Annotated in this window: 25 protein-coding genes; 14 read left to right on the top strand and 11 right to left on the bottom strand. The window is 47.2% G+C overall.

All coding sequences use genetic code 11. The annotated features are described in order from the left end of the window. Window positions 1-79 precede the first annotated feature (79 nt). Window positions 80-406 (top strand): winged helix-turn-helix transcriptional regulator, encoded by a 327-nt coding sequence (locus KNO66_RS11390; RefSeq protein WP_015880434.1) that lies wholly within the window; start codon window positions 80-82, stop codon window positions 404-406. A gap of 63 nt (window positions 407-469) precedes the next feature. After that, the gene (locus KNO66_RS11385; RefSeq protein ID WP_214742589.1) at window positions 470-1,477 is read left to right on the top strand and encodes a S66 family peptidase; all 1,008 of its coding nucleotides are present in this window, start codon (window positions 470-472) and stop codon (window positions 1,475-1,477) included. 4 nt (window positions 1,478-1,481) lie between these two features. On the opposite strand, the gene KNO66_RS11380 is transcribed toward KNO66_RS11385, so the two are convergent. Then, window positions 1,482-2,702, bottom strand: a complete 1,221-nt coding sequence (locus tag KNO66_RS11380; protein WP_214742587.1) for a helix-turn-helix domain-containing protein — start codon at window positions 2,700-2,702, stop codon at window positions 1,482-1,484. Between the two features lie 109 nt (window positions 2,703-2,811). Between KNO66_RS11380 and KNO66_RS11375 the strand changes: the two genes are divergently transcribed. After that, window positions 2,812-4,065, top strand: a complete 1,254-nt coding sequence (locus tag KNO66_RS11375) for an MFS transporter (RefSeq protein ID WP_214742586.1) — start codon at window positions 2,812-2,814, stop codon at window positions 4,063-4,065. Between the two features lie 20 nt (window positions 4,066-4,085). Here KNO66_RS11375 and KNO66_RS11370 read toward each other — a convergent pair whose 3' ends face one another. The 4 genes from KNO66_RS11370 to KNO66_RS11355 all read right to left on the bottom strand — a co-directional run bounded on the left by KNO66_RS11370 (window position 4,086) and on the right by KNO66_RS11355 (window position 5,882). Then, on the bottom strand, window positions 4,086-4,382 hold the full coding sequence (locus tag KNO66_RS11370) for a DUF3817 domain-containing protein (RefSeq protein ID WP_214742584.1): 297 nt from the start codon (window positions 4,380-4,382) through the stop codon (window positions 4,086-4,088). Between the two features lie 80 nt (window positions 4,383-4,462). Next, window positions 4,463-4,969 (bottom strand): DoxX family membrane protein, encoded by a 507-nt coding sequence (locus tag KNO66_RS11365; protein ID WP_214742581.1) that lies wholly within the window; start codon window positions 4,967-4,969, stop codon window positions 4,463-4,465. A 181-nt stretch (window positions 4,970-5,150) separates the two neighbouring features. Continuing rightward, entirely contained in the window at window positions 5,151-5,564 is a 414-nt protein-coding gene (locus KNO66_RS11360; protein WP_214742580.1) for a pyridoxamine 5'-phosphate oxidase family protein, read from the bottom strand. Window positions 5,565-5,681: 117 nt separating this feature from the next. Further along, window positions 5,682-5,882 carry a cold-shock protein gene (locus tag KNO66_RS11355; protein ID WP_015880427.1) on the bottom strand — a complete coding sequence of 67 codons (201 nt, stop codon included), beginning with the start codon at window positions 5,880-5,882 and terminating at the stop codon, window positions 5,682-5,684. Between the two features lie 261 nt (window positions 5,883-6,143). Here KNO66_RS11355 and KNO66_RS11350 point away from each other — a divergent pair, with 261 nt between their 5' ends. Continuing rightward, a complete protein-coding gene (locus KNO66_RS11350; RefSeq protein WP_214742578.1) occupies window positions 6,144-7,742 on the top strand; it encodes a glycoside hydrolase family 55 protein in 1,599 nt (532 codons plus the stop codon). Here KNO66_RS11350 and KNO66_RS11345 read toward each other — a convergent pair. Both KNO66_RS11345 and KNO66_RS11340 read right to left on the bottom strand, forming a co-directional pair. After that, on the bottom strand, window positions 7,706-8,212 hold the full coding sequence (locus tag KNO66_RS11345) for a flavodoxin domain-containing protein (protein ID WP_214742577.1): 507 nt from the start codon (window positions 8,210-8,212) through the stop codon (window positions 7,706-7,708). The two genes, KNO66_RS11350 and KNO66_RS11345, sit on opposite strands and share 37 nt — an antisense overlap. A gap of 103 nt (window positions 8,213-8,315) precedes the next feature. Continuing rightward, entirely contained in the window at window positions 8,316-9,965 is a 1,650-nt protein-coding gene (locus tag KNO66_RS11340; protein WP_214742576.1) for a glycoside hydrolase family 13 protein, read from the bottom strand. 124 nt (window positions 9,966-10,089) lie between these two features. Here KNO66_RS11340 and KNO66_RS11335 point away from each other — a divergent pair, with 124 nt between their 5' ends. From KNO66_RS11335 to KNO66_RS11320, 4 genes are all read left to right on the top strand, one after another. Further along, the gene (locus tag KNO66_RS11335) at window positions 10,090-10,869 is read left to right on the top strand and encodes an AraC family transcriptional regulator (protein ID WP_214742575.1); all 780 of its coding nucleotides are present in this window, start codon (window positions 10,090-10,092) and stop codon (window positions 10,867-10,869) included. A gap of 85 nt (window positions 10,870-10,954) precedes the next feature. After that, a complete protein-coding gene (locus KNO66_RS11330; protein WP_214742574.1) occupies window positions 10,955-12,295 on the top strand; it encodes a globin family protein in 1,341 nt (446 codons plus the stop codon). 19 nt (window positions 12,296-12,314) lie between these two features. Beyond that, complete coding sequence (locus KNO66_RS11325) at window positions 12,315-13,214, top strand: class F sortase (protein ID WP_214742573.1); 900 nt, start codon at window positions 12,315-12,317, stop codon at window positions 13,212-13,214. 102 nt (window positions 13,215-13,316) lie between these two features. Then, a complete protein-coding gene (locus KNO66_RS11320; RefSeq protein WP_214742572.1) occupies window positions 13,317-13,763 on the top strand; it encodes a hypothetical protein in 447 nt (148 codons plus the stop codon). Between the two features lie 48 nt (window positions 13,764-13,811). On the opposite strand, the gene KNO66_RS11315 is transcribed toward KNO66_RS11320, so the two are convergent. From KNO66_RS11315 to KNO66_RS11305, 3 genes are all read right to left on the bottom strand, one after another. After that, window positions 13,812-14,519, bottom strand: a complete 708-nt coding sequence (locus KNO66_RS11315) for an ABC transporter ATP-binding protein (protein WP_214742571.1) — start codon at window positions 14,517-14,519, stop codon at window positions 13,812-13,814. Beyond that, complete coding sequence (locus KNO66_RS11310; RefSeq protein WP_214742570.1) at window positions 14,519-16,156, bottom strand: ABC transporter permease; 1,638 nt, start codon at window positions 16,154-16,156, stop codon at window positions 14,519-14,521. The genes KNO66_RS11315 and KNO66_RS11310 overlap by 1 nt, the downstream gene beginning before the upstream one ends. Window positions 16,157-16,289: 133 nt before the next feature. Further along, window positions 16,290-17,351: a Fe(3+) ABC transporter substrate-binding protein gene (locus tag KNO66_RS11305; protein ID WP_214742569.1), complete on the bottom strand. Its 1,062-nt coding sequence runs from the start codon at window positions 17,349-17,351 to the stop codon at window positions 16,290-16,292. 226 nt (window positions 17,352-17,577) lie between these two features. Between KNO66_RS11305 and KNO66_RS11300 the strand changes: the two genes are divergently transcribed. Continuing rightward, window positions 17,578-18,153 (top strand): TetR/AcrR family transcriptional regulator, encoded by a 576-nt coding sequence (locus KNO66_RS11300; RefSeq protein ID WP_214742568.1) that lies wholly within the window; start codon window positions 17,578-17,580, stop codon window positions 18,151-18,153. 19 nt (window positions 18,154-18,172) lie between these two features. Next, the gene (locus tag KNO66_RS11295) at window positions 18,173-21,325 is read left to right on the top strand and encodes an efflux RND transporter permease subunit (protein WP_214742567.1); all 3,153 of its coding nucleotides are present in this window, start codon (window positions 18,173-18,175) and stop codon (window positions 21,323-21,325) included. A 43-nt stretch (window positions 21,326-21,368) separates the two neighbouring features. Here the strand turns inward: KNO66_RS11295 and KNO66_RS11290 are convergent, their stop codons facing one another. Then, window positions 21,369-22,106, bottom strand: coding sequence for a YwqG family protein (locus KNO66_RS11290; RefSeq protein ID WP_214742566.1), 738 nt, complete (start codon window positions 22,104-22,106; stop codon window positions 21,369-21,371). Window positions 22,107-22,255: 149 nt separating this feature from the next. Between KNO66_RS11290 and KNO66_RS11285 the strand changes: the two genes are divergently transcribed. From KNO66_RS11285 to KNO66_RS11270, 4 genes are all read left to right on the top strand, one after another. After that, window positions 22,256-22,609 carry a CidA/LrgA family protein gene (locus tag KNO66_RS11285; RefSeq protein WP_214742565.1) on the top strand — a complete coding sequence of 118 codons (354 nt, stop codon included), beginning with the start codon at window positions 22,256-22,258 and terminating at the stop codon, window positions 22,607-22,609. After that, on the top strand, window positions 22,606-23,280 hold the full coding sequence (locus KNO66_RS11280; protein ID WP_015880412.1) for an LrgB family protein: 675 nt from the start codon (window positions 22,606-22,608) through the stop codon (window positions 23,278-23,280). Before KNO66_RS11285 ends, KNO66_RS11280 begins: the two co-directional genes overlap by 4 nt. A gap of 97 nt (window positions 23,281-23,377) precedes the next feature. After that, complete coding sequence (pepT, locus tag KNO66_RS11275; RefSeq protein ID WP_214742564.1) at window positions 23,378-24,616, top strand: peptidase T; 1,239 nt, start codon at window positions 23,378-23,380, stop codon at window positions 24,614-24,616. Between the two features lie 52 nt (window positions 24,617-24,668). Further along, the gene (locus KNO66_RS11270) at window positions 24,669-25,118 is read left to right on the top strand and encodes an SACOL1771 family peroxiredoxin (RefSeq protein WP_396136464.1); all 450 of its coding nucleotides are present in this window, start codon (window positions 24,669-24,671) and stop codon (window positions 25,116-25,118) included. The last annotated feature ends 86 nt before the right edge of the window (window positions 25,119-25,204 follow it).

The raw sequence follows: 25,204 nt of genomic DNA, 5'->3' as shown, positions 1-25,204 counted from the left end.
CGCTCGGCTCACATTGCAGAAGTAGGCACAAAAAGGTGGTATAGTTACCTCAACGATACTATTAGAAAGGAAGAGCAATGTGACCAATATAACAAGCTGCGAAGTCGATACGGCTCTCGAGCTGATCACAGGAAAATGGAAACACTCCATCCTCCTCGTTCTGATTAATGGAGATACGTTACGCTTCAGTGAGTTGAAGCGAGCGTTACCGAAAATCAGTCAAAAGATATTGACCGCGCAACTCCGCGACTTAGAAGAACAAGATATTGTCATCCGAACCGTCTATCCAGAAGTCCCTCCCCGCGTCGATTATCGCTTAAGTGAGTATGGAAAAACACTGATCCCGATTCTCGAAGCGATGAACGAATGGGGAATGCGTCATGCCGAACGGATGCGCTCCAACTAGTTGTCCACATGTGGATAACCTGCTTCTTTTACCGTACACATCACTTATCCACAGGAGGTCGTCATGATTCGTTATCCACAATTGACCGGGCATCACGTCGGTGTCACCGCCCCTTCGTCGGGCATACCAGAAGAACTACACCATTTATTGCATCAAGCGGAACAGAAGTTTTCCAATCGAGGATTTACGCTACAGTTCACTCCGAATGCGTGGAAACAACAATTCGGGAAGTCCGCCCCGGCTCGGGTACGCGCCCACGAACTGTCACATCTCTTGCAGGACGATACTGTCGATTTGATCATTCCGCCTTGGGGTGGAGAACTTTTAATGGAAATCCTCAATCAAATCGATTGGCAGTCCTTACCCGCAAAATGGATGCTCGGTTACTCGGATACGAGTTTATTGCTCTTCGTCTATACGCTAAAAACCGGAATCGCCTCGGCACACGGTCCGAATTTGGTCGACTTGCGTGCGGATGTGTGGGACGAGACGAGTTCACGCTGGCTCGATGTCCTCTCGACCCGCGTAGATGAGACGGTCATCCAACGCTCATCGGAGAAATTCCAAAAAGAATGGCAATACGACAATCCGACGCCACATCTGTTTCATTTGACGGAAACGACTGAATGGAAAGCCGTCGGTGGTCAACACGCGACTGGTCGATTGCTCGGTGGATGTCTCGATGTGCTCTTACATACAATCGGGACGCCATATGGAGACGTCAAGACGTTCCAGCGCGAACATCTGAATGATGAACCAATTCTTTGGTATTTTGAAAATGCTGAGCTAAACGTTCCGGCATTAAAAAGGACCCTCCTTCAAATGAAGTGGGCCGGTTGGTTCGATCATACGTCTGGTATTCTGTTCGGAAGGAGTGACGCCCCATCTATCCATCAAGACTATACGGCCGAGATGGTGTATGAGGAGCTCCATCACATGCTCGGAGTTCCTATCTTTTTCGATATCGACTGCGGACACGTTCCCCCGCAGATGACGCTCGTCAATGGGGCACACGCTTCTGTGCAAGTCGAGCATGGCAAAGGGACATTGATTCAAACGTTCAAGGGCTGATCCGTCAGCCCTTGATTTTAATAAGTAACTCCGTTAAGTTTTGGTGATAGTACCCTTCAGGGAATTGATCAATAAGCGCTTCAATCTCCTCTAACCATTGACTCCCACATCCGTAAAGGGTACCAAGTAACAGTCCTTCTAAATAAATGGCTTGATCAATCAAACTATGCTTCAGCTGCCATTCATTTCTTCTCTCCCACAATTCATTTAAGAATACATCTGCTTTTCCGATATCACCTTTCATCGCATAATACACTCCTTTGAACATTTCAAGAGGAGTAATGAAGCGTTTTTCTTCGTTCATCAACACATAACGTTCTTCTTTATGCAAGATATCTTCGATAATATTTAGTTGAACCCCCATCAAATCCACATTATTCTGCTTCATCGCCACTAAACCTTCTGTAAACGCCAACCTCATTTTAGAAGAATCATCTTCGGTAAAATCAACATACTGCCGAGCTTTCATGATTGCTTTCTGAATCAATTCGTTCTCTTTTCGATATAGTGCGCAAATGACGAGAGCTCGATATACATCATCTGCTCGATAATAAGTTCGTGTCTGTTTCATATAATTTAACGCTTCTTCTAAATATTGAATAGCGCGAGACAACTGAGCGTTATAAAGTAACTCTTTAAAAACGAGCAACATATAAAATTCGATACGTGTTTTTGTTTTCATCGCTTGAGAATCGAGCTGTTCAATCAATTCTATTTTTTCACTCGCTTCATCAAATCGATCCCAATGCATTAAATAGTATGCTTGACCGATTCGAGTCATTGCAATTTCATCTTTTTCTCCTAATCTTTCAAATAACTCAATCGCGCGATCATAATAATTTAATACTAAATCACGATTATCATTCGTCAAAATCGCATCACCATAAAAAACATACGCACGTCCCAACCAAATTGATTGCATGTCATTATCAAGAAACGGTTCTAAACGCTCGATAATATCTTTATTGTCCCATTTCATAAAACCCATATCTGCATATTCAATTTCCTCTACAAGTTCTTGTAGTTCAGACTCTCTAGGGTCTTTGAGCAAAAACTGTACTGAGACATCCAGTCGATTGGCGAGTTCTCGCAAACTGCGCATCGATGCCTCCGCTTTTCCATTCTCAATCATACTAAGCATTGATTTCGTGACAATGCCTTCCGCCAACTGTGTTTGAGTCATTTTTTTCTGTTTTCGCAATGTTTTAATGCGCTCTCCAATCATATGACACCCCTAAAAGTTAAATTATATTGAACTTTCTATTTACATTTCATCCCGATACCTTTATGATAATGTTAAATCACATTTAACTAATTTGTAAAGGAGACTTCCTATGAAAAAATCATTTTCGAATCTACACATCTTGTTAATCGGAAAATTCATGTCGTTGTTCGCCTCAAACTTGTTCACATTTATCGCCGGATTGACCGTTCTCACCACTTCTGGGTCTGGGTTACAATTTGCGATTGTCTTATTAGCAGGAACCCTACCTCGCATCCTACTTTCACCTTTCGCTGGTGCTTATGCAGACAAACTAAATCGTAAGCGTGTCATCGTAAATATGGAAACATTAAATGGATTGCTCTTTGTTCTTGCCGGAATTGCGAGCTTAATTTGGACATTTAATGTCCTTACTTATCTTTTGATCACCGCATTACTCTCTGTTTTTTCAACTTTCCTATCAGTGACTTTGTCTAGCTCGATTCCTCTTCTGTTTAAGGAAGAAGAGTTACAACGAACCAACTCATTAATCCAAAGTATCATCTCATTTTCAAGTATCGGCACACCTTTATTGGCCGGAGCTTTATTTAAAATTCTACCGATTTCCGTATTCTTGTTCAGCTCAGCTGTCTTATTTTTCATTGCAGGATTAGTCGCCACCCATCTTAAATTTCAATCCCGTAATACTCAAGAGACGTCTCAGTCGACTTGGAAAGAAGTGCAATCCGGTTTTCAATATCTGAAAAAACAGCGCGTTTTATGGACCATCGCCCTCCTCGCTACATTTCTTAATTTCTTTTTTGTCGCATCCGAAGTCTTATTCCCTATTGCCGCATTACAAGAAGTCGGAGTCTCACCTCTTCAGTTTGGATTTTTAGAAAGTATGTTCGCTATCGGATTTTTAGTCGCTTCGTTATTACATGCATTACCGTTCTTTAAAATTAAATACCGACTTTCAACGATGAGAAGTGCCTTAATTGTTTTAAGTTTATTGTTCATCGGTCCTGCCATCCCACTTTACTTTAAGTTCAGCGTATTGCCTGCTATCGTATTCTTTTCGTTTTTCGCTTTACTAAGTGGTCTCTTCGTTATTCGAGCCAATATCCCGATTCAAATGTATTTACAAACGAATACAGATCCCAATTATTTAGGTCGTGTAATGGGAGTTCTCGAATCGCTGGCGATGGGAATCACACCACTCGGTTTCATTCTTTTCGGATTTTTAAGTGATTTAATACTAGTCTCTCTCCTCTATACCATTTGTATGATTTGTTTGCTTAGTCTCACTTTATTTTCCATGCACCGTATCCGTCATGACATTCGAGCAGAACGAGCAACAGCTCAGTCAATGGAACAAGTGTCCTAACGAAAAAGACATCGAACGAATCAGTTCGATGTCTTCTCTGTTGACGGGAGTACCCGTTTTTCTAATAAAAATGGTCCAAATGGGATGACCGATGCCATCACGGCAAGCGTCAACACTTTGAATCCCCAGCGGTAGCGCCATGCCATATAGATGGCTGCAAGTACGTAGGCAACAAACAAGAACCCGTGTGCCGCACCGACGATACTGACCGCGAGTGGGATACCGGCCATATACTTGAGTGGCATCGCAATCAATAGTAACAACAGGAAGGATACCCCTTCTGTGTAACCAAGCCATTTAAAATGAGTCGTAGTCATATGCGTTCTCCTTTATCTCTGTAGGCTATATCTATCGTAGCCGAAACATGAGAGATTTGTCACAGGAGAGAGCACGGAATTTACGAGGCTATTTGACGATTTGGTGAACGGTGCATGACTTTCGTTTCGACAAAGCGACGAAGGAACAATCCATCCACACCGATTTTTCCAGCATTATGTCCAGCCACCAAAATCAATACAGATACGATTAACATGGTCGGGTTCGTACTGACCGTTCCAGAAAGTAAGAAGGCCATATTCATAACCAATCCGAAGAACGCCGCGCTACGTGTGAGTGCACCGAGCAATAATCCAAGACCGACTAAGAACTCGCCGTAAGGAATGAGGACATCGAATAATCCAGCGTTCGGAATCGCAAAGTTTTCCAAGAATGCAGCCCACCATCCTGCGACGGCTGGATGATCTCCAGTTGCGAGAGTCAGTGCGTTATTTAAAAAACCTTCCGTTCCAAAACCACCTGTGAGTTTACCCCACCCTGCTGTTAACCAATGATAACCGAGCCATACACGCAACACTGTCAAGATGGCTGTGGCAATGTTGTGATTTTGCCAAAATTTCGTGAACATGATGATTCCTCCCTTTCAAGAAGTTGAATAAATGAATAATGTGATTACATTCACAATATACCATTCATGCTCACCTATTCACATATGTATTTCCCTTTGTTCATGATTCGTCCATATGTATGCCATATTCTATTCACATTCATCCAAAAAAAGACACCTGATTTAGGTGCCTTTAAGGAAATTATAGTGTCACTTCTTGAGGTGGCTGACCTTTTTTGTTCATTACACGCATCGATTCTGGTTCGATTTTGAGAATAACGAGTTTCGGATCGTCCGGTCCGTCGAACCAGCCCTCGAGTTTCTCGTTCCATACTTTTTCTTTCATCGATTCATCATCTGAAACGGTCGCTTTCCCTAAGATTTCTAAGTAGGTGTCGCCCACTCCATCTCCGTCATAACCAATTAAAATATGTGTATATGGATTCTTCTCTAATTCCTCCACTTTATCTGTCTCATTTGAAGTTGCCGTATAGAGTGTGAGATCATCATGGAAAAATGTCATGTATCGACTATGTGGTTTTACCTTATACACCGTAGCCATCGTACCGACATCACTCGAATCTAGGATTTTCAAAGCTGTTTCTTTTGCACTCATTCCAAATTCCTCCTTCATGATTTGTCGCTCGTATACTGTTCCCTCAAACTATAGGATTAAACACAAAAAAACCTGCTCGCCGATGCGAGCAGGTATCATATTCCTTAGAAAGGAAGATTAGATTTTTTCAACGTTAGAAGCTTGTGGTCCACGAGCTCCGTCAGTGATTTCGAAAGTTACTTCTTGGCCTTCTTCAAGTGTTTTGAAGCCGTCGCCTTGGATTGCTGAGAAGTGTACGAATACGTCGTCTCCGCCTTCCATTTCGATGAAGCCGTAACCTTTTTCTGAGTTAAACCATTTTACTTTACCTGTGTTCATGAATGAACCCTCCTGAAATAAACGCTATGCGTTATAGTAGTGCCTTACTAGAAAAAACTTGACCAAAAAAAATACAAGCCTTTGGATTATCTAATGAAAAATAATCCCAAGCACTTGTGAATTATGATTCCAGCTATTCTTAATTAAGCACATACTGAATATAACACGACTAGATGCTTCTGTCTAGTAAATACTTCTGATTGCTAAAAAACGGACCGAAACGGGTACAAGCTAGAGAAGATGACGCTAGGAGGATTTATGATGAAACACTCACCTGAACAACAGTCCATTGCATCAATGATTGCCTCTTATTCCGATTGGTCCGAAGAAGATTTAATTCCACAAACGCTCGAATGGCATAAAGCTACGCGTGAAACGTCTTACTCAAAGAAACAACAAACCATCCCTTGTCGGATTCCGTTGACGGAACGGATCACCCCTATCGAAACGTCACTCCCGCTCGAACTCGTTGACGGAATTGTTCGCCCCGTCTGGATGCGCCGACTCGATGCTGAATATTTGAACTTGATGCAGACGACGAAACAACACGTCGATGTTACGAACTATGGCGCTGTCGGAGATGGAAAAACGGATTGTACCCTCGCCTTTCGTCTTGCCATCCGCTCGAACCGGCGCGTCTTCGTCCCGGCAGGTGTGTATGTCGTGCGAGGCATCCGTCTTCCTTCGAACTGTGCGCTCGAAGGCGCCGGACAAGATGTCACGATTCTCAAACTATCTGACCGTGCACCGAAGCATCGCCAACTCTTGCGGAACGCTACGCCTTTTGCCGGAAATCACCACATCGAGGTATCTCATCTGACACTCGATTGGAACGTCGCGCGATTAGGTGATGTGAAACGGACGACGAGCGGTGACACGACATCGAGCGCCTTAACGTTTGCGCATGTGACGTATGGCTGGGTGCATCATGTGACGGCTAAACATGCCGGTCTTCATGCGTTCGATATCACGTCTCCGCACTATCATTACTTAGGAGACGGACTACGTGCGGCAAACGGGAGTCGATATATCCATCTCGACCATCTCGAAGCGACGAATTACGGGGATGACGGGATCACGACACACCACAGTGACGCCATCTACATCACTAACTGCTATTGTCACCATCCTCATGGACGGACACACGCCTTAGGGTTCTCCAACTCGAACGGAATCGAGATTGATGACGGATCGCGACACGTCACGCTCGTTCACAATAGAACGGAAGGGTGTTTTGGAGGCATCGAAGTAAAAGCACATGGAACGTCATCAGCAGCACACGATGTCCATATCTTCGGACATCTCTCCGTTCACGACAATCGCTCGTTTAACTTCCGCCATATCGGTCATCATTTGGCAGACGATCCGAATTCAGAAACGGCCCGCTTCCTATCTGGTACGAACTTAGTGTCCCTCGAGCCGATTCGCAGTCCGTTGTATGCAAAATCCTCACCCCGAAGTTTGGTCGTTTCTGCCTACCAGGATGTCTTGATTCATGGATTGACCGCAATCGGAGATCCACTTTACGATTACGAACAGCACCCGGCGCTTGCGATTCAATACAAATCGAGACGCGTTCAACTGAAGCGTGTCTCCGTACGCGGGTTCACCACAGCCCGAGCCGACCTCGAACTGTTCGGAGGAGATAACCGGACCGATGATGTGAGCATCGAACAATTACGATGCCACGAATCGGCACCCATCGCTTTAAAAATCGGTCGTCAACTCGAACACCTCGCCCTTCATCAGATTGAAGGGCAGAAAAAAAGCGGAGATGTGCTCATCTCCACGAAAAGTCCGATTGATGCGAAAGACTTGCTCGCTCAGGGATTTTCAGATCGTGTCCGTTCGGATGTTTGAGCCGCCTCCACGAGCTGGTTTAATTTGCTCTCATCGAGTTCAAGTGAGCTTTCTTTCTGTTTGGCCATCATGCGGACGATTGCTTTGTCCAAAAAGCCCATTCGTTCAAAGTCATAGCCGCTCCCGACGACCTCGACGAAATAAGCATGGTTGCGGAGTGTGGAACGATACGCTTCTTCTAGCTCACGAATCCGTTCGGACTCTGTCGGTGTTCCCGCGCACAAGTACAAGGCGAGAGGGCGCTCAAGCAAATGTGCTTCATGAAGCATCAACCATTCCTTCATCTCGTCTTGGATGGTGCCCATTCGAATCGAGCTGCCGACGATGACGTGGTCTACCATTTCCCACATGATGTCTGGCTCTTCTACGATATTTTGGACACGAACGTCACCCGATAGACGTTCGGCGAGTAAAGCCGCCACTTTTTCACTCGTCCCATATCTGGAAGAGTACGCAATCAAAGTACCCATGTCGTTCCCTCTTTTCATGTCAGACGTTACTTACATTATTCCCGAATCATCGAGAGAAGATACGTATGCACTCAAAAAAGCTCGCCGTCTGGCGAGCTTTTCGTCACAGTTTATACACTTGTGCCTCGTAAGGACGAAGGGTGAACGGTTCAATCGGTTCCATATTTCCGATGACACGTTCTTTCACGTCATATGGTAACTCTCGTTGTTGTGTCTCGTCGGAGAAGTTACAGAGTACGAGCCAGGTCTCACCTTCGAACGACCGTGTGAACGCATAGACCGCCTCATCTTCCGGTAACAACAGCTCATACTTCCCGTAGACGACGATTGGGTTCGCTTTACGGAGCGCAATCAACTGACGGTAGTAATGGAAGAGTGAATTCGGATCTTTTCGTGCCGCTTCCGCGTTGATGTCGACATAGTTCGGGTTGACCTCAATCCAAGGCGTCCCTGTCGTAAATCCACCATGTGCTTCGTCTGACCACTGTACCGGTGTGCGTGAATTATCACGTCCTCGCTCATGGATGCCACGGAAAATCTCGTCGTGCGTCAATAACCCGTTTGATGTGTAATCGCGATAGGCGTTCAACGTCTCAATGTCCCGATACTGGTCAATGGAGTCAAAGGCGACGTTCGTCATACCGAACTCTTCCCCTTGATAAATGTATGGTGTCCCTTTCAATAGATGGAGAAGCGTCGCGAGCATCTTCCCGGAACGGACGCGATACTCGGGCGAATCGTTTCCAAAGCGTGAGATGGCACGAGGCTGGTCATGGTTACTCCAGTACAAGCTGTTCCACCCTTCCTCTTCGAGCCCTTCTTGCCAACGCGAGAAAATCGTCTTCAGCTCAGTCAACTTCCAGTCCGTCGGATTCCACTTCCCGAAGCTCCCGTTCCCGACATCCACGTGTTCAAAATGAAAGACCATGTTCAATTCGTTGCGGTCTTCTCCCGTGTAGAGCTTCGCTTCGTCCACACTGACCCCTGGCATCTCTCCGACCGTGATCGTGTCGTATTTCGACAAGACTTCCCGATTCATCTCCTGCATGAATTCATGGATGCGTGGTCCGTTAAAGAAGAATGGCGTGCCGTCACCATACCCCGTCCCTCGCGTTTGACCATCAGGATAGCTTTGATCTTTTGAAATCATATTGATGACGTCCATCCGGAACCCGTCGACCCCTTTATCGAGCCAATATGTCATGAGGTCGTACACTTCACGACGAAGCGTCTCGCTTTCCCAGTTCAAATCCGGTTGTTTCTTACTGAAGAGATGGAGGTAGTACTCATCGCTCGCTTCGTCATACTGCCACGCGCTACCGCCGAAGAAGGCCCCCCAGTTCGTTGGAGGTTGACCATCTTTCCCTTTTTTCCAAATGTAGTAGTCACGGTATGGGCTGTCTTTTGAAGAACGCGACTCCATGAACCATTGGTGCTCATCCGAAGAATGGTTGACGACGAGGTCCATCATGATTTTAATGCCGTGACGATGCGCTTCTTCAAGCATCGCATCAAAATCATCCATCGTACCAAACTCGTCCATGATGGCACGGTAATCACGGATATCGTATCCATTGTCGTCGTTCGGTGAATCGTACACCGGCGAGAGCCAGATGACATCGATTCCGAGCTCTGCCAAATAAGACATCTTTTCTGTGATCCCTTGAATATCGCCGATCCCATCTCCGTTTGAGTCATTGAAGCTACGTGGATAAATTTGATATACGACCGCTTCTTTCCACCATTGTTTCATGTTAGGTCCTCCTTGAAGTTCGTTTTCCGTTTCAACGCTTTCATCGTACTGCCTTCAAGTTTCCGAGACCATTCATGATATGATTAAAATATGCACAATTTTGCTATTAAATGAGGAGATTATTATGGAAATCGGCTTTTGTGGCTATTCGTACCATACAACGACTTATACTTTTCCATTTGCTACTACACTAGACACCTATTTAATCCGTCTGCAAACAGAAGGGACGGCACGGGTTGTCGTAAACGGAGAAACGATGTTGACACGCCCCGGTGACTTGTTACTCGTTTCTCCCGGAGATATGTATGAATTGCATGTCGATACGCCTGCGAGCGGAGACTATCATATTTTTTGTACCGGCTCCTCCATTGATTCATGGTGGAACGCCATTCCGCGCGAGCGCACCTATTCTATAAATGTTGACCCCCGACTACTTTCCCTTTGGCAACATATTACGGAAGAAGTACGTCGGCCACCCTCTGAACAGAGCGATGCCTTAATCGAAACGCTCGTACAGGCTCTTTTACTCATGCTTGATCGTTCGACGCAAGATGCCCATGTCCATTCTCGACCTCCCGTCGTCTCACGCATGATGCGCTTTATCGAGGCACGTGTAACAACTGACTTCAAAGTGGCGGATGTCGCCACTGCGGTCGGACTCAGTGTTTCAAGAACCGTCCATCTCTTTAAAGAAAACACTGGAATGACCATCATCGAATATGCACAATCAATTCGTCTTCAGCTTGCCGAGGAGCAAATGCGCTATACAAAACATTCATTAGAAACGATTTCAGAACTGTCTGGATTTCGAAGTTATCCATATTTCCACAGAATTTTTAAACGAAAATATGGCGTCGCACCGGGGGTTTATCGCACTCTTCAACAAAAAAACGAAAAAAAATAAAAAAAGAGTGATCCATTTTTTGAACCGCTCCGTTAGATGGGTGTAAATAACGACAACACTCACTTACGAAAAGGAGCGATTACCCATGAAGAAGAAGACGTTAAACAAAATCGTAGCCCCGGCACTTGCCTTAGGACTACTCGTACCAGTGAACGCGCAAGCAGCGGATCACACGCCGACAGCGAGCACACCAGCAGGTGACCTTCGCGCGACACTCGACCAACTGTTATCTGAGCACTACGTATTAGCCGTCACATCGATGATGAAAGGATACGACGAGGCCGCAGATGCTGAAGTTTCGATGAAAGCACTTGATCAAAACGCACTCGACATGACGCCAGCGATCTCATCAATTTATGGGGAAGAAGGCGGCATGAAGTTCGAAGAAATCTTCCGTGGTCATAACGACTACTCAGCTGATTTTGTAGAAGCAGCAAAATCAGACAATAAAGAATTACGCATGGAAGCGGAAGCAGAAGTCGATGAGTTCGTAGATGAGTTCTCTACTTTCCTCGATGCAGCAACAGAAGGTAACTTACCGAAGGAAGCAGCAGCTGATGCACTTGAACTTCATGAAGACCAAGTCCTCTCTGTATTCGATAACTATGTCGAAGGAGATTACGAAGAAGCTTACATGACGTTCCGTGAAGGCTACAAGCACATGTTCAACATCAGTAAAGCCCTCTCAGGTGCAATCGTCACACAAATGCCTGACAAATTCACGACTGGAGCCGACACACCAGCTGTTGAACTCCGCTCAACATTAAATAGTCTCGCAGGTGAACACTTTGCCCTTGCTGCCATCGGTATGCAAAAAGGGTACGATCAAGCAGAGGACTATGACTACGTGACATGGGCAGAAGATCAAAACACACTCGACTTTAAAGCAGCCATCGCATCCGTATATGGCGATGAAGGTGCCGCACAGTTCGAGAAAATCTGGAACACAGACCACATCACAGCACAAGGTGATATCGTTGCCGCAACACTTGAAGGTGACGAAGAGATGATTAAAGACGCTCGGATGCGCCTCGACACATTCGCCGTCGACTTCAGCACATTCCTCGATGCAGCAACAGAAGGTAACTTACCGCAAGCTGCAGGTGAAGAAGCGATCAAACAACACGAAGCGCTCGTACTCGACACGTTCGATCAATATGTCGCAGGTGATGCAGAAGCGGCTTGGATGTCATTCCGTGAAGGATATGCGTTCATGTTCGGTGTTGGTGAAACACTCGGTAACGCGATCGTGACACAAATGCCTGACAAGTTTGAAGAAACAATGATGCCTGAAGAGATGCCTGAAACAGGTCTCGGTGGCGCTCAAGAACAATCAATGAACAGCCTCTACGCTGCACTTGCTGTCCTTGGCGGAATCTTACTCGCCTTCGTGACGCTTCGCAAACGTAAAGTGTCTGAACAATAATCAATAAGGAGGGAGTCCCATGAACAAGCGCCTTTTGTTTCTGGCGCTCTCTCTCTTTTGTTTTAGCTTCTGGACGTGGACGAGCGCCCAAGAATCGTCGTCACCACCTGTAGAAGAAAAACAAATAGAGGAGAGCCCGGATTTAACGGCTGAATTCTCACTTCTACAGGAAGAGGTGAAGAAGCTCCGGTTAGCAGAGGAAGAAGAACATGCGAAAGCCGTCACACCCGTTCAAATTCAAATTCCCAAAATCAAAATCGATACCGCAATCGAACAAGTCGGTGTGTTAGAAAACGGACAGATGGGCGTTCCAGAAGACGAAAATCAAGTCGGATGGTTCGAACCCGGTGTCACACCAGGTAGTAAAGGAAATGCCGTAATTGCTGGTCATGTCGACAGCAAGACCGGTCCAGCCATCTTTTATCAACTTGACCAATTGACTAAAGGCGATGACGTTCTGATTCAAGATGAGGCGGGAAACACCTTACGATTCCGCGTCACGAAAACAGAACGATATGATACGAAAACCGCGCCAATCGAAGAGATTTTCGGTGCCACATCAAATCGAAACTTAAATTTGATTACCTGTTCGGGTACGTTCGGGGACGGGGGCTATGATAAACGATTCGTCGTCTATACAGAGCTAGTGGAGACCAATCTGAACGAAACTGTCGATCTCGAGACACCAACGGCAGTCGAACTAAAAGGAAACTTGTTGACATGGCACGCCGTTCGTCAAGAGAGCGTGATTGGATATCGCGTCTATGAAGTCGTCAACGGAACAGCGACTCGTATCGAAAGTGTCCCATCCCATGCTAGAAAGAGTATCGAGGTCACAAATGAGAACAACGCATCCTACTACGTGACTGCGATTGATCAGCTTGGAAATGAGTCGAAGCCGTCCCAGACAGCACAGTAGTACGAAACGTCCTTAGTCTAACAGCTAAGGACGTTTTTCTATTTCTTATGTGTAGTGAAGGTAGTAACATGCATCAACTTTAGGATAAGGAGTTTACATGTCATGAGGACTCAGCTTTCATCACCTCTCGCCAGTCAATTAAAGAGAAGAATTCGCTCCATTTGGGGTGTGACCGATTCACATTATTGGTACCCTCTATCGACTGCCCGGCGCCCCGATGTGATTGCGTTCGATAGCGACTATATTGACGAGGATGATCAAAAAATCAAGGAAATCCAACAATGGATATTGCGTCGAGGCGCGGATGTCGTCTTTGAACTACACGAGGACCTTACGCTCTGGCAAATCGATACCGATTCCTTGGATCCTTGTTACGATGGTCGTTATTTAGAACGTTATTGGTTTGACCAACACATGAACTGGGTCATTTATGCATCTCATGAAAGTACGATCAGTTTCGGTGGGCATGAATTTCTCACATCACTTCAGTCCTATTGGCCAGATTGGCAGGAACATCTATCTGTTTTAGACAATCGATACGTCGAATGATGGAATCGACATAAAAACGCACTCATTTTATCAATGAGTGCGCCGAACTTATACGAAGCAAGGAATCTGCGGGTTGAACGTCTTGTTGTTCTCCGTCATGACCTGCTTTTTAATTTTGCCTTCTCCGAGATAGACGATGCGGTCAGCAAGCGCCTCGGCATCTTCCTCATCGTGTGTCACGAAAATCGTCGTCGTGCCCGTCTGCTTCAAGAGACGACGAAGGTCGTCACGGATCCGATGTTGAAGTGACGTATCCAAGTTACTGAACGGTTCGTCTAAAATCAAGAGCGCTGGTTTTGGTGCGAGTGCACGAGCGAGCGCGACACGCTGTTGTTGTCCCCCACTAAGTTCGTACGGATAACGGTGACGGAACTCCGTCAAGTTGACGAGCTCGAGCATCTCTTCGACACGCGCATTTCGTTCTTTACGACTCAGTTTATGAAGACCGAACCGAATGTTCTTTTCAACGGTCATGTGTGGGAAGAGTGCATAGTCTTGGAAGACCATCCCGACGCCACGATCTTCTGGCGGCATGAACTGGCAATCGTCGCAACAGACACAGTCATTCACGACGACGACGCCCTGGTTCGGCATCTCGAGTCCGGCAATCAATCGGAGAATCGTACTTTTACCAGAACCGCTATCCCCGAGAAGCGAGACGATTTCGCCTTTTGTGATTGAAATCGAGAACCCTTTGATGGTCTCTTCATGTGCACCTTTATAGCTAAAATGTAAATCGTTGATTTGAACGAACATTAGTCGGCCTCCTTATCAAGCACCTTATGGGAAACGAATATCAACAGTCCACTCATGAGGACGATGACGATGGAAGCGAGTGCCGCTTCGTGAATCTTCTCATCACTCACGTATTTGAACGCCTGTGTCGCAAGCGTTGAAAAGTTAAATGGTTGTAAAAAGAGCGTCAACGGCAATTCTTTCATAATATCAATAAAGACGAGGATAAATGCGCTCATGATTGCGCCCTTGATCATCGGAATATCGACGCGGAAGAACGTTTGGACCGTATTCCACCCAAGCATACGGGATGCTTCCGTGAACGACTTCCCGACCTTCTCGAATCCACTCTCAATCGAGTTATATCCAATCGCAAGGAAGCGAATCACGTAAGCAAAGATGAGCATGATGAGCGTCGTCCGAAATACGAATGTCTGGCTTAGGTCAAGCGCCCGTGCCATGTCGAGTACTTTGTCATCGAGCCACAAAAAGAGCGTGATGACCGCAATCGCAATCGCTGCTCCCGGAATCGAATACCCGAGTGTCGTCACCTTCGAAATGACACGCGTCATGTTCGACGGGAAGAGTCGTGTATAGTTCGCGATAATGAGTGCGAACAGTAAGATGATTACGGTCGCGGTAAAGGCGACTCGTACCGTATTCCAAACGAGTTGCCAAAATTCTTCCGTGAAGACCGTATCGAACGTCAGGAACGTCCAGGCAATCAACTGCGTGAACGGAATGACAAATGCGATCGCAAAGACGAGCGAGACATATGTGAATACAGCATAGCGATGCCAGCCTTGAAGCGGTCTCGGTTTGAGCGGCTTTACTTTCGTCGAGGCGTAACTGAACTGCTTCCGTCCCCGGACGAGCCGTTCCATCGTCAAGATGGCGATGACGAGAATCATGAGCGTGCCCGCCAGTTTCAGCGCCGACGACGTATCCTTCATCCCGAACCATGTGCTGAAGATAGCGGTACTAAACGTCTGAATCCCAAAGTATTTCACGACACCATAGTCGTTCAGTACTTCCATCAACACGAGACTGACCCCACCGATGATGGCGACTCGTGATATCGGAATGACGACCGTGAAGAAAATATCCCACGACCCGCGACCGAGGATTCGTGCATTCTCAATCATTGAAGACGATTGGTTGTGCAGGAACGCTCGTGTAATCGTATAAATGTAAGGATAGAGGAACAACGTGAAAATAAACACGGTTCCTTGAATCGACATGATGTTGAAGTACGATTGATCGACCGTGATCCCGAACTGATTCCTTAGCGTCGTTTGAATCACTCCGGTGTAATTTAAAATGCCGTGATACGTATACGCCCCGATATAAGGCGGGATTGCGAGCGGCAGGATGAGTGCCCATTTAAAGAAGCGGCGGAACGGAAAATCATAGACGGTCACGAACCAGGCAAGGCTCGTTCCAATCACTGTCGTCAGGAGGCCCGTAGCCACCATGATGAACAACGTGTTCCGCACATAACGGGGCAACAAATACTCTTGAATATGTTGCCAGTTGTCATTGACCGGTGCGAATAATTCCACGAGCACGACAATCCCCGGCAAGACGATCAATAAAATCGCAAGAAAGCTGAGGATCGCCCATCCATTCAGTTGTCGTTTTACCGCGTGCCAGTTCATGTCGTACCGCTCCCGTTCTGTAAACAATCAATTCCTGTCCCATCATATCAGTTTCTACGCGTCCCGTGTAGCGCTTAGGGTGTGAGAAACGCAAAAATCTCCGGCCTGAACTCGCGTTCAAGCCGAAGTCATCTTACTTCCAACCTACTTCGTTAAAGATGCGGATTGCTTCTTGTTGGTTTTCTCCAAGTGCAGAGAGGTTGATGTCTTGCTCTTTGAACTCGCCCCATGATTGAAGAAGTTCGTTCGGTTCGACTGACTCATTGACTGGATATTCGTAGTTCACACTCGCAAACTTCTCTTGAGCTGACGGTTCTGACATGAACTCCATCAATTTCTGAGCGTTCTCTGTATGTTTCGATGCTTTCGTCATCGCGATACCCGAAATGTTTACGTGCGTGCCTGTTGTATCTTGGTTCGGGAAGAAGACACCGAGCTGTTCAGCGACTTTCTTCTCTTCTTCGTCTTCAGAATTCAACATGAGCCCCATGTAGTACGTGTTCATGATGGCCACGTCCCCTTCACCGGCGACGACCGCTTTCGCTTGGTCACGGTCGTTCCCTTGTGGGTCGCGTGCCATGTTGTTCACTAAGCCCTTCGCCCACTCTTTCGCTTCATCGACACCGTTTACTTCGATGAATGATGCAAGGAGTGAGATGTTATACATGTTTTCAGATGGACGGACGAGTACTTTGCCGTTCCACTGTTCTTCTGTCAACGCTTCGTACGTCGATAACTCTTCTGGTTTCACGCGATCTTTCGAGTAGACGATGACACGTGCACGTTTCGTCAAACCGAACCATTCATTGTCCGTATCACGGTATTTTTCAGGGATGTTTGATTCAAGCTCATCGCTATCGACCGCTTGAAGATGTCCCGCTTCTTTCGCCTGGTACAAGTTACCGGCATCTGCCGTGATGAAGAGGTCAGCCTCTGTGCTCTCACCCTCTGTGTTCAAACGCTCGAGAAGCTCGTCACTCTTCCCTTCCACGACGTTGACCTTGATGCCCGTCTCTTCTTCAAATTGTTTATATAGTTGCTGATCGACATCGTAGTGGCGACTCGAATAAACATTCACGACATTCGAATCGTCCGAACCTTCATTTGAAGTCGTTTCGTCTGTGCTTGCGCAAGCGGCAAGGAGTGATGTCGTCAACGCTGCTGAAAGCCCTAACGCTACATATTTTTTGTTCATCTGTCATTCCCCCACGTTCGTTTATTTCTCTCTGGTAATGATAATTACTCTCAGTACCTATCATCACTGATAATCATTCTCACGTCAAGGGTTTTCTGTAATCGTATCCAAGGCTAATATGCGCTTTCTAACAGTTTTAAAGGCATCATTTCTTGACTTCAAAAGAAAGCGTTCGCTATAGTGAAATCAAACAAACCGTCTGGTCGGTACAGAAAGAGGTGGAGACATGACAAACCGATCGAACGTCACGAAACAAAAGCTTCTAGATGCGGCAACGGAAATCATCATGAATCATGGTGTGCATCACCTTACATTAGATGAAGTCGCCAAAACAGCAGGTGTTTCAAAAGGTGGACTTCTCTATCACTATGCGTCAAAGGAAGCATTACTAACGGCCATGGTCGAACGATTACAACAAGAACAAAACGAGCTATATGCTTCATTGCAACAAGAAGGCTATGGACCTGTCGAGGCATTCGTTCGTCTATTTGATGAAACGAAGTTGCATCCTGAGCGTGCTGCCATCCAAATCGACGTCGAGAAGATGATTGCATTTCTCACGTTGTTCGCTGTTGATCAAGAGTATGCGAATCGATGGAAAGAGGACTTGGATGCGTTTTTCGAACAGTTTCAGAAAACGGCAGATCCTGTTGAAACGATGATCATTCGCTATGCGCTTGAAGGCATGATGATGTCCGAACACTTCGGAGTCGGGGTGCCGCCTGCCGAACTCAAACAAGCCATCATCGCCCGCTTGATTGAACGGGCACACGATATCGACAACCAATCAGAAAAACAATAGATATAGGAGATTAAAAACCATGCAGAAAATCACATCCTTCTCCGTTAACAACAAGTTTGCGGTTTGGTTGATGACCATCATCTTGACGGCCGCCGGTCTTTTCGCCGGTCTAACGATGAAGCTCGAGACATTACCAGACATCACGACACCAACTGTCTCGGTCACGACCATCTATCCAGGTGCATCCCCTGAGCAAGTGCTCGAAGAAGTCAGTACCGTCTTAGAAGACCGACTTCAAAGCTTGAACGGTGTGGAACAAGTTCGTTCTTCTTCGTTCCAAAACGCCTCAAATATCCAAATCGATTATGACTTCAGTACAGATATGGATGAAGCGGAACAACAAGTCAAAGACGCGTTAAGTAACGTCGAACTACCTGAATCAGCTCAAGAGCCTCAGGTATCACGTCTCAGCTTTGATGCCTTCCCGGTAATCGGGGCTGCCATTTCCGATGAAAATCTGGATTTAGCAGAATTGACGAAACTCGTCGAAGAAGAAGTGCAACCTGCTCTTGAAGGAGTAGAGGGTGCGCAAACGGTTCAGATTGCCGGACAAGAGATTCGTCGGGTTGAACTTCAATTCGACCAAGACGCCCTCGCTGAATACAATTTGACCGAAGATGCGGTCAAGCAATTGATTCAAGCGAACGATGCGCGCATCGCACTCGGATTATACGAACTTGGTGACACAGAACAGGCCGTCGTCATTGATGGAAAATCGGAGACGCTCGAAGCGTTCCGTGATCTTCAAATCCCATACTCACCGGCGCAGTCGACTCCAGCGACACCGTCTGCTCCAACTGACGTACCAACCGGTCAAACACCTGAAACACCGACAGAAGTTCCGACAGAAACACCGTCAACCTTACCGCCAAACGTTCCAACGACCGTCCCGACTGTCGCGTTGAGCGAACTCGCAACGATTGAGGACAAAGGAATCGAAGAGTCGATTTCTCGCTCGAACGGCGAGCGTTCAATCGGGTTACAAGTGACGAAAACACAAGATGCAAATACAGTCGACGTGGTCAACGCTGTCAAAGAAGTACTCAATGACTTCGAGGCAGAATACGACACGGCGAACGTGTCCATCACACTCGACCAAGGTGAACCGATTGAAGAGTCGGTGAACACGATGCTTTCGAAAGCACTACTTGGTGGTTTGTTCGCTATTTTAATTATCTTGGTGTTCTTACGAAACTTCCGTTCGACCATCATCGCCGTCATTTCAATTCCATTGTCGCTTCTCATGGCTCTTATCGTCTTGAAGCAATTGGATATCACATTGAATATCATGACACTCGGTGCGATGACCGTCGCGATCGGACGGGTTGTCGACGACTCCATCGTCGTCATCGAGAATATCTATCGCCGACTCACGCGTGCGAATGAACCGCTCCGTGGAAAAGAATTGATTATCGCTGCAACGAAGGAAGTATTCATCCCAATCGCCTCGTCGACAGTCGTCACAATTGCCGTCTTTTTACCACTCGGCTTTGTCACAGGGTTTGTCGGTGAGTTGTTCCTACCGTTCGCTTTGACCGTTGTCTTTGCTTTACTCGCTTCATTGCTTGTCGCGATCACGGTCGTACCAATGATGGCCGACTCGTTCTTTAAGAACCGCGATAAACTTAAGCCGGAAGAAGGTCCAGGGAAACTCGCAGATTGGTATCGTGGTGTCCTAAACTGGTCACTCAACCATAAACTAGTCGTTTTCGGACTCGCGACGGCGCTTCTGATCGGAAGCTTCGCACTGGTTCCGACAATCGGCGTCAACTTCTTGAACCAGGAAGCAGATAAGACACTTTATGTCACATTCGACCCAGAACCGGGGCAAACGCTTGAAGATTCGATTGCCGCTGCAGAAGTGGCAGAAGAATACTTCATGGATGAACAACCGAACGCAACGGACGTTCAGTTTACGGTCGGTGGAGAGAATCCACTGAACCCCGGAAACAACAAACAAGGAATCTTCATCGTTCAATATGATCCAGACACAGAAGATTTCGCTGATGTGAAATTAGCGGATATCGAGAAGTTGAACGAGCTCGCTTCGAATGGGGAGTGGAAAGAACAAGACTTCTCAGGTGGTGGCGCTACGAGCGGTGTCACGTATAACGTCTACGCCAACTCGCTTGAAGATTTAGAAGCGATTGTGCCAACCTTCATCGAAACAATCGAAGAAGAGACAGACTACGTCCGTCAGGCGACTTCTGACTTACGTGAGTCCTATGTACAATACACGTTCAACGTCGACCAACAAGCCGCTGCAGAAGCTGGTGTGTCAGCGGGACAAATCGCGCAAGTCATCAGCCAGTTCCAGGCACCAGAAAGCCCACTTGCGAGTGTGACAGTGGATGACAAACAGTTAGACGTCGTCATCCCGAACGAGCAAGTGACGTATGACAGTGTCGATGACCTGCAAGCACAAGAAATCACGACACCGTTCGGTCCACGTCCGATTTCAGACTTCATTGAGATCGAAGAAGGCACGACACCGGACACGCTCGTCGAGCGTGACGGGAAGCTACTCGCCCAAGTAAGTGTTGAACTCAGCACGGATAAAGCGACCGAGGCATCCACTGCGATTGAAGAACGCGTTTCAGACATCGAGCTCCCGTCTGGCGTATCGTATGATGTCGGCGGTGTAACGGAACAGATCCAAGAATCGTTCACACAGCTCGGTCTTGCGATGCTCGCCGCGATCGCCATCGTCTACTTGGTACTCGTCATCACATTCGGTGGGGCACTCACGCCATTCGTCGTGTTGTTCTCACTCCCGTATGCGATTATCGGGGGACTCGTCGCCCTTCTCATCACAGGTGAGACGATTTCGGTTTCTGCCTTGATCGGAGCACTCATGTTGATCGGGATTGTCGTCACGAACGCCATCGTCTTGATTGACCGCGTCATTCATAAAGAAGAAGCTGGTTTATCAACACGTGAAGCGTTACTCGAGGCAGCGGGCACACGCCTTCGCCCAATCTTGATGACCGCACTCGCGACAATCGGTGCACTCGCACCGCTCGCACTCGGTCTCGAGGGTGGGGCACTCATCTCGAAAGGTCTCGGTGTCACCGTGATCGGCGGACTCACAAGTTCGACGCTCCTCACGTTGCTCATCGTGCCAATCGTCTATGAGTTCTTCGCACGATTCCGTAAGAAAAAACAAGCGTAAGCAAAAGAGAGTCGACCTTAAAAGTCGACTCTCTTTTTTGTGCTTAATAACACTGCATGATGATTTCGGTTTCTTCGAATCGTTTTGCACGGAGGGCATCATTTGGAATGAGAAAATAGAGCATCCCTGCATCTCCAAACATAATATCCAACTCCTCAGAGGTGTCCATTTGAAAGAGCAAGAATGGATCATCGAATCGTTCTCCATAGGTTTCTTGTACTTCTTCAAAGACATCACCTTGTACTTCACTCGGATGTCCACCGATTGCATGAAGTTCTTCTTGTTCGAATTGTTCGAGTAACCGATCATACATCTCTTCGTCGAGCAGCTCATATAAACTGTATTCATTCTCTGCATAGCTTTCTTCAAAGGAAACAGCACGTTCATTCAATGCTTCTCCAACTCGCACTCGCTCAAGTTGCGTGTCTTCCGTATACACGACACGCCAAAGATGACGTTCGTCCGCATCTCCCCAAGGTTGTTCTTCCAAGTCATAGAAGAAAGACAACAAACCTTCTTTCGGGAGTGCATCTACGGATTCAAACTCAGCTAAATCACTTAAACGGAACTGGGCTAAAAACGTCATATTCTCCCCTGGATGCAAGTCAGCATGTGGCAAATCAGGATGCCCACCGAATTTTGAATGACCGATTTGAACTTCTTCTCGTGTGGTTCGTGGTACAAGCGCCAAATTGACTCGCTTCGTGAACGCACGTAAAATGTCTTCCCCGTTTTGTAATTCGTGCTCTTGAATAAATTGCTCAATCGTTTTTAGTTCCATCTCGACACCCCGCTTGTTTATGATAGATGTAGTATAGCATGCCGAACGTATGTACCCCTCACCTTTTTTGTTATACCCTTTTCTTGACCTCTCTCGTTGAATTTGAGAAGATTCATACGTTTTGAATGACGTGAAAGGAAGTCATGTATATGAAATTATTAAAATGGATGATTGGGCTCGCTCTTTTATTCGGACTGAGCACACTCGGCAATTGGATGGTCGAGACGTTCGCTTGGAAAGTACCGGGCAGCGTCATCGGCATGGTGCTGTTGCTCATCCTCTTACTAACAAAAGTCATTCGCGTGGAATGGATTGAGGACAGTGCCGGATATTTGACGAAGCATCTCGCTTTCTTCTTCATCCCCATTGCCGTCGGCCTTATGGCGTACGGTACGTTGTTAAAAGCTGCCGGTATCCCGCTCCTTATCACGTTACTCGCCAGCATGGCGGTGGGGATGGTCGTGACCGCGTTTGTTTCCGGGAAAGAAGGTGAGACATCATGACATACGTTTGGATCGGATTGACGATTCTCGTGTATTCGCTCAGTCGTCGACTTTCCATGAAGTGGGCATCTCCGTTCACCAATGTCGTCTTCTTAAGTACAGCGATTTTGATTCTTCTGTTACTCGTGACAGGACAATCCTATGATGCGTATGAACCGGCTACCGATCTCATCACCATCTTACTCGGACCAGCGACTGTCGCCCTCGGATTACCGCTCTATCGCAACTTACCCGTACTACTTGCCCGGGCAAAGCGAGCACTGAGCGCGATTGTCATCGGATCACTTTCCACAATCTTTGTGGCTGTACTTTTTGGCAAGTTATTTTCGTTCACCGAAAACGTATTGATTGCACTATCGGTCAAATCGGCGACGTCCCCGATTGCCCTTGAATTGGCTCGACAACTAGAGGGGGATGCGACACTTGCCGCCTCGATCGCCGTCGCCTGCGGTATTTTAGGGGCGATGCTCGGACCGGTACTCTTGACATGGATCCGTATGGACGACCCGTTCACACGTGGACTCACACTCGGGACGATCAGTCACGGGATTGGGACCGCTCAAGCGGCAACGGAACATCCGTTGTCCGGCGCAACAGGTGGAGCCGCGATGGGATTGACGGCCATCTTCACCTCGTTTATCTTGCCGATTCTATATCCGTTTCTCTTTTGAACAGGTCGCGTCCATCGATGGGCGCGACTTTTTTGTTTCGACTTCGATTGCGCGTGATAAACTAATGAAGATGAAACTTATTAGAGGAGGGCAATCCATGCAAGCAAAATTAATTGAACGCTTAATGACGTACGCGAAGATTGATACACAGTCGGATTTCACAAGTACGACAACACCATCGACGGCCAAACAATGGGATTTGATTCGCCATTTGGAGAAAGAATTGAAAGATCTCGGACTGACAGACGTCGAGACGGACGAATACGGCTATCTCTTCGCCACACTTCCGAGTAACGTCGATCATGATGTCCCGACAATCGGCTTCCTTGCCCACGTCGATACAGCGACCGACTTCACAGGAACGAACGTCTCCCCACAACTCGTTGAGCATTATGAAGGTGGCGACATCGTCTTGAATGAGTCATTGAATGTCGTTTTATCACCAAAAGACTTCCCTGAACTCGACGGGTATGTCGGGCATACGCTCATGACAACGGACGGGACGACACTCCTCGGCGCGGACGATAAAGCGGGAATCGCCGAAATCGTCACAGCAATCGAATACTTATTGGCGCACCCTGAGATTCCACACGGGCCGGTCCGCATCGCCTTCACACCGGATGAAGAAATCGGACGTGGACCACATAAGTTCGATGTCGCCCGATTCAATGCGGACTTCGCTTACACGATGGACGGCGGTCCACTCGGAGAGTTGCAGTATGAGAGCTTTAACGCGGCCGGTGCGACCGTCACCTTCCACGGGACGAACGTGCACCCAGGTAGCGCCAAAAACAAGATGGTGAACTCGATGAAGCTCGCGATGGCGTTCCAAAACCGTTTGCCTGCAGATGAGGCACCGGAACGGACGAGCAACTACGAAGGATTCTTCCACTTGAACGGCTTCAATGGGGACGTCGAGAAGACGACGCTTCAATACATCATCCGCGATCATGACAAACAGAAGTTCGAAGCGCGTAAAGCGTTGATGGAAAAACTTGTCCTCGAATGGAAACAAAAATACGGGGAAGAACGGATTGAACTCCAGATGGAAGACCAGTATTACAACATGGCCGAGAAAATCGAGCCGGTCAAACACATCGTGGATACCGTCGCTGATGTCATGCGTGGTCTTGGCATCGAACCGAAGATCGAACCGATTCGTGGTGGGACAGACGGTTCGCAACTTTCTTACATGGGACTCCCGACGCCGAACATCTTCACGGGTGGGGAGAACTATCACGGGAAGTTCGAATATGTCTCTGTGAATAACATGGAAAAAGCGACAACAGTCATCATCGAAACACTTCGCACATTCGCGAAGCGTGCACAAGCATAACAAATGCGCCTCCAATCATTCTCTTTTACACTAGAGACATTGGAGGCGATTTTTGATGAAACATACATTTAGCATGAACCTCGGCTGGGATGGCGGACGAAATGACGTCGGTACCCTCGAGGCCGAGCGATTAAAGACACAGATTTCAATTCCGCCCGAGATGGACGGTCCTGGAGTCGGCACGAATCCGGATGAGATGCTCCTCGGGGCAGCGGCCACGTGTTATATCATCACACTCGCAGCCGTACTCGGGCGGAGTGATTTGACTCACCGTGGCATCACGATTGATGCGGAAGGCATCGTCGATGTGACGAACGGCATCTTCACTTACGAGACGATTCGCTATGCGACAACGATTCAAGTCCCGTCAGAGATGACGGATCGAGAGATCACACTTGTTGAACGCATCGCCAAAAAAGCGAAAGATCAATGTATGATTTCACGCGCGCTCTCAGGCAATGTGGCGTTTGAATTAAATACGACCGTTGTTCGAGTCGATTGAAGCCATCGTAATGATGGCTTTTTCCAATATGACGACCACACTACTCTATTAGATTTTTTGCGACACTGCGCGATTTTCAAAAACGT

The sequence above is a fragment of the Exiguobacterium sp. s48 genome (genome assembly GCF_018617395.1).
Lineage (GTDB): Bacteria > Bacillota > Bacilli > Exiguobacteriales > Exiguobacteriaceae > Exiguobacterium.
The sequence above is the reverse complement of the archived record's forward strand: the minus strand, read 5'-3'. Positions and strand labels throughout refer to the sequence as shown.

Bases quoted from the DNA above. Each gene is read 5' to 3' on its own strand.
- KNO66_RS11330 (WP_214742574.1), top strand. From the start codon at position 10,955: ATGAAGAAGAAGACGTTAAACAAAATCGTAGCCCCGGCACTTGCCTTA.
- KNO66_RS11350 (WP_214742578.1), top strand. From the start codon at position 6,144: ATGAAACACTCACCTGAACAACAGTCCATTGCATCAATGATTGCCTCT.
- KNO66_RS11370 (WP_214742584.1), bottom strand. From the start codon at position 4,382: ATGACTACGACTCATTTTAAATGGCTTGGTTACACAGAAGGGGTATCC.
- KNO66_RS11325 (WP_214742573.1), top strand. From the start codon at position 12,315: ATGAACAAGCGCCTTTTGTTTCTGGCGCTCTCTCTCTTTTGTTTTAGC.
- KNO66_RS11290 (WP_214742566.1), bottom strand. From the start codon at position 22,106: ATGGAACTAAAAACGATTGAGCAATTTATTCAAGAGCACGAATTACAA.
- pepT (WP_214742564.1), top strand. From the start codon at position 23,378: ATGCAAGCAAAATTAATTGAACGCTTAATGACGTACGCGAAGATTGAT.
- KNO66_RS11285 (WP_214742565.1), top strand. From the start codon at position 22,256: ATGAAATTATTAAAATGGATGATTGGGCTCGCTCTTTTATTCGGACTG.
- KNO66_RS11320 (WP_214742572.1), top strand. From the start codon at position 13,317: ATGAGGACTCAGCTTTCATCACCTCTCGCCAGTCAATTAAAGAGAAGA.
- KNO66_RS11310 (WP_214742570.1), bottom strand. From the start codon at position 16,156: ATGAACTGGCACGCGGTAAAACGACAACTGAATGGATGGGCGATCCTC.
- KNO66_RS11315 (WP_214742571.1), bottom strand. From the start codon at position 14,519: ATGTTCGTTCAAATCAACGATTTACATTTTAGCTATAAAGGTGCACAT.
- KNO66_RS11365 (WP_214742581.1), bottom strand. From the start codon at position 4,969: ATGTTCACGAAATTTTGGCAAAATCACAACATTGCCACAGCCATCTTG.
- KNO66_RS11360 (WP_214742580.1), bottom strand. From the start codon at position 5,564: ATGAGTGCAAAAGAAACAGCTTTGAAAATCCTAGATTCGAGTGATGTC.
- KNO66_RS11280 (WP_015880412.1), top strand. From the start codon at position 22,606: ATGACATACGTTTGGATCGGATTGACGATTCTCGTGTATTCGCTCAGT.
- KNO66_RS11295 (WP_214742567.1), top strand. From the start codon at position 18,173: ATGCAGAAAATCACATCCTTCTCCGTTAACAACAAGTTTGCGGTTTGG.
- KNO66_RS11375 (WP_214742586.1), top strand. From the start codon at position 2,812: ATGAAAAAATCATTTTCGAATCTACACATCTTGTTAATCGGAAAATTC.
- KNO66_RS11335 (WP_214742575.1), top strand. From the start codon at position 10,090: ATGGAAATCGGCTTTTGTGGCTATTCGTACCATACAACGACTTATACT.
- KNO66_RS11340 (WP_214742576.1), bottom strand. From the start codon at position 9,965: ATGAAACAATGGTGGAAAGAAGCGGTCGTATATCAAATTTATCCACGT.
- KNO66_RS11380 (WP_214742587.1), bottom strand. From the start codon at position 2,702: ATGATTGGAGAGCGCATTAAAACATTGCGAAAACAGAAAAAAATGACT.
- KNO66_RS11355 (WP_015880427.1), bottom strand. From the start codon at position 5,882: ATGAACACAGGTAAAGTAAAATGGTTTAACTCAGAAAAAGGTTACGGC.
- KNO66_RS11300 (WP_214742568.1), top strand. From the start codon at position 17,578: ATGACAAACCGATCGAACGTCACGAAACAAAAGCTTCTAGATGCGGCA.
- KNO66_RS11345 (WP_214742577.1), bottom strand. From the start codon at position 8,212: ATGGGTACTTTGATTGCGTACTCTTCCAGATATGGGACGAGTGAAAAA.
- KNO66_RS11305 (WP_214742569.1), bottom strand. From the start codon at position 17,351: ATGAACAAAAAATATGTAGCGTTAGGGCTTTCAGCAGCGTTGACGACA.
- KNO66_RS11385 (WP_214742589.1), top strand. From the start codon at position 470: ATGATTCGTTATCCACAATTGACCGGGCATCACGTCGGTGTCACCGCC.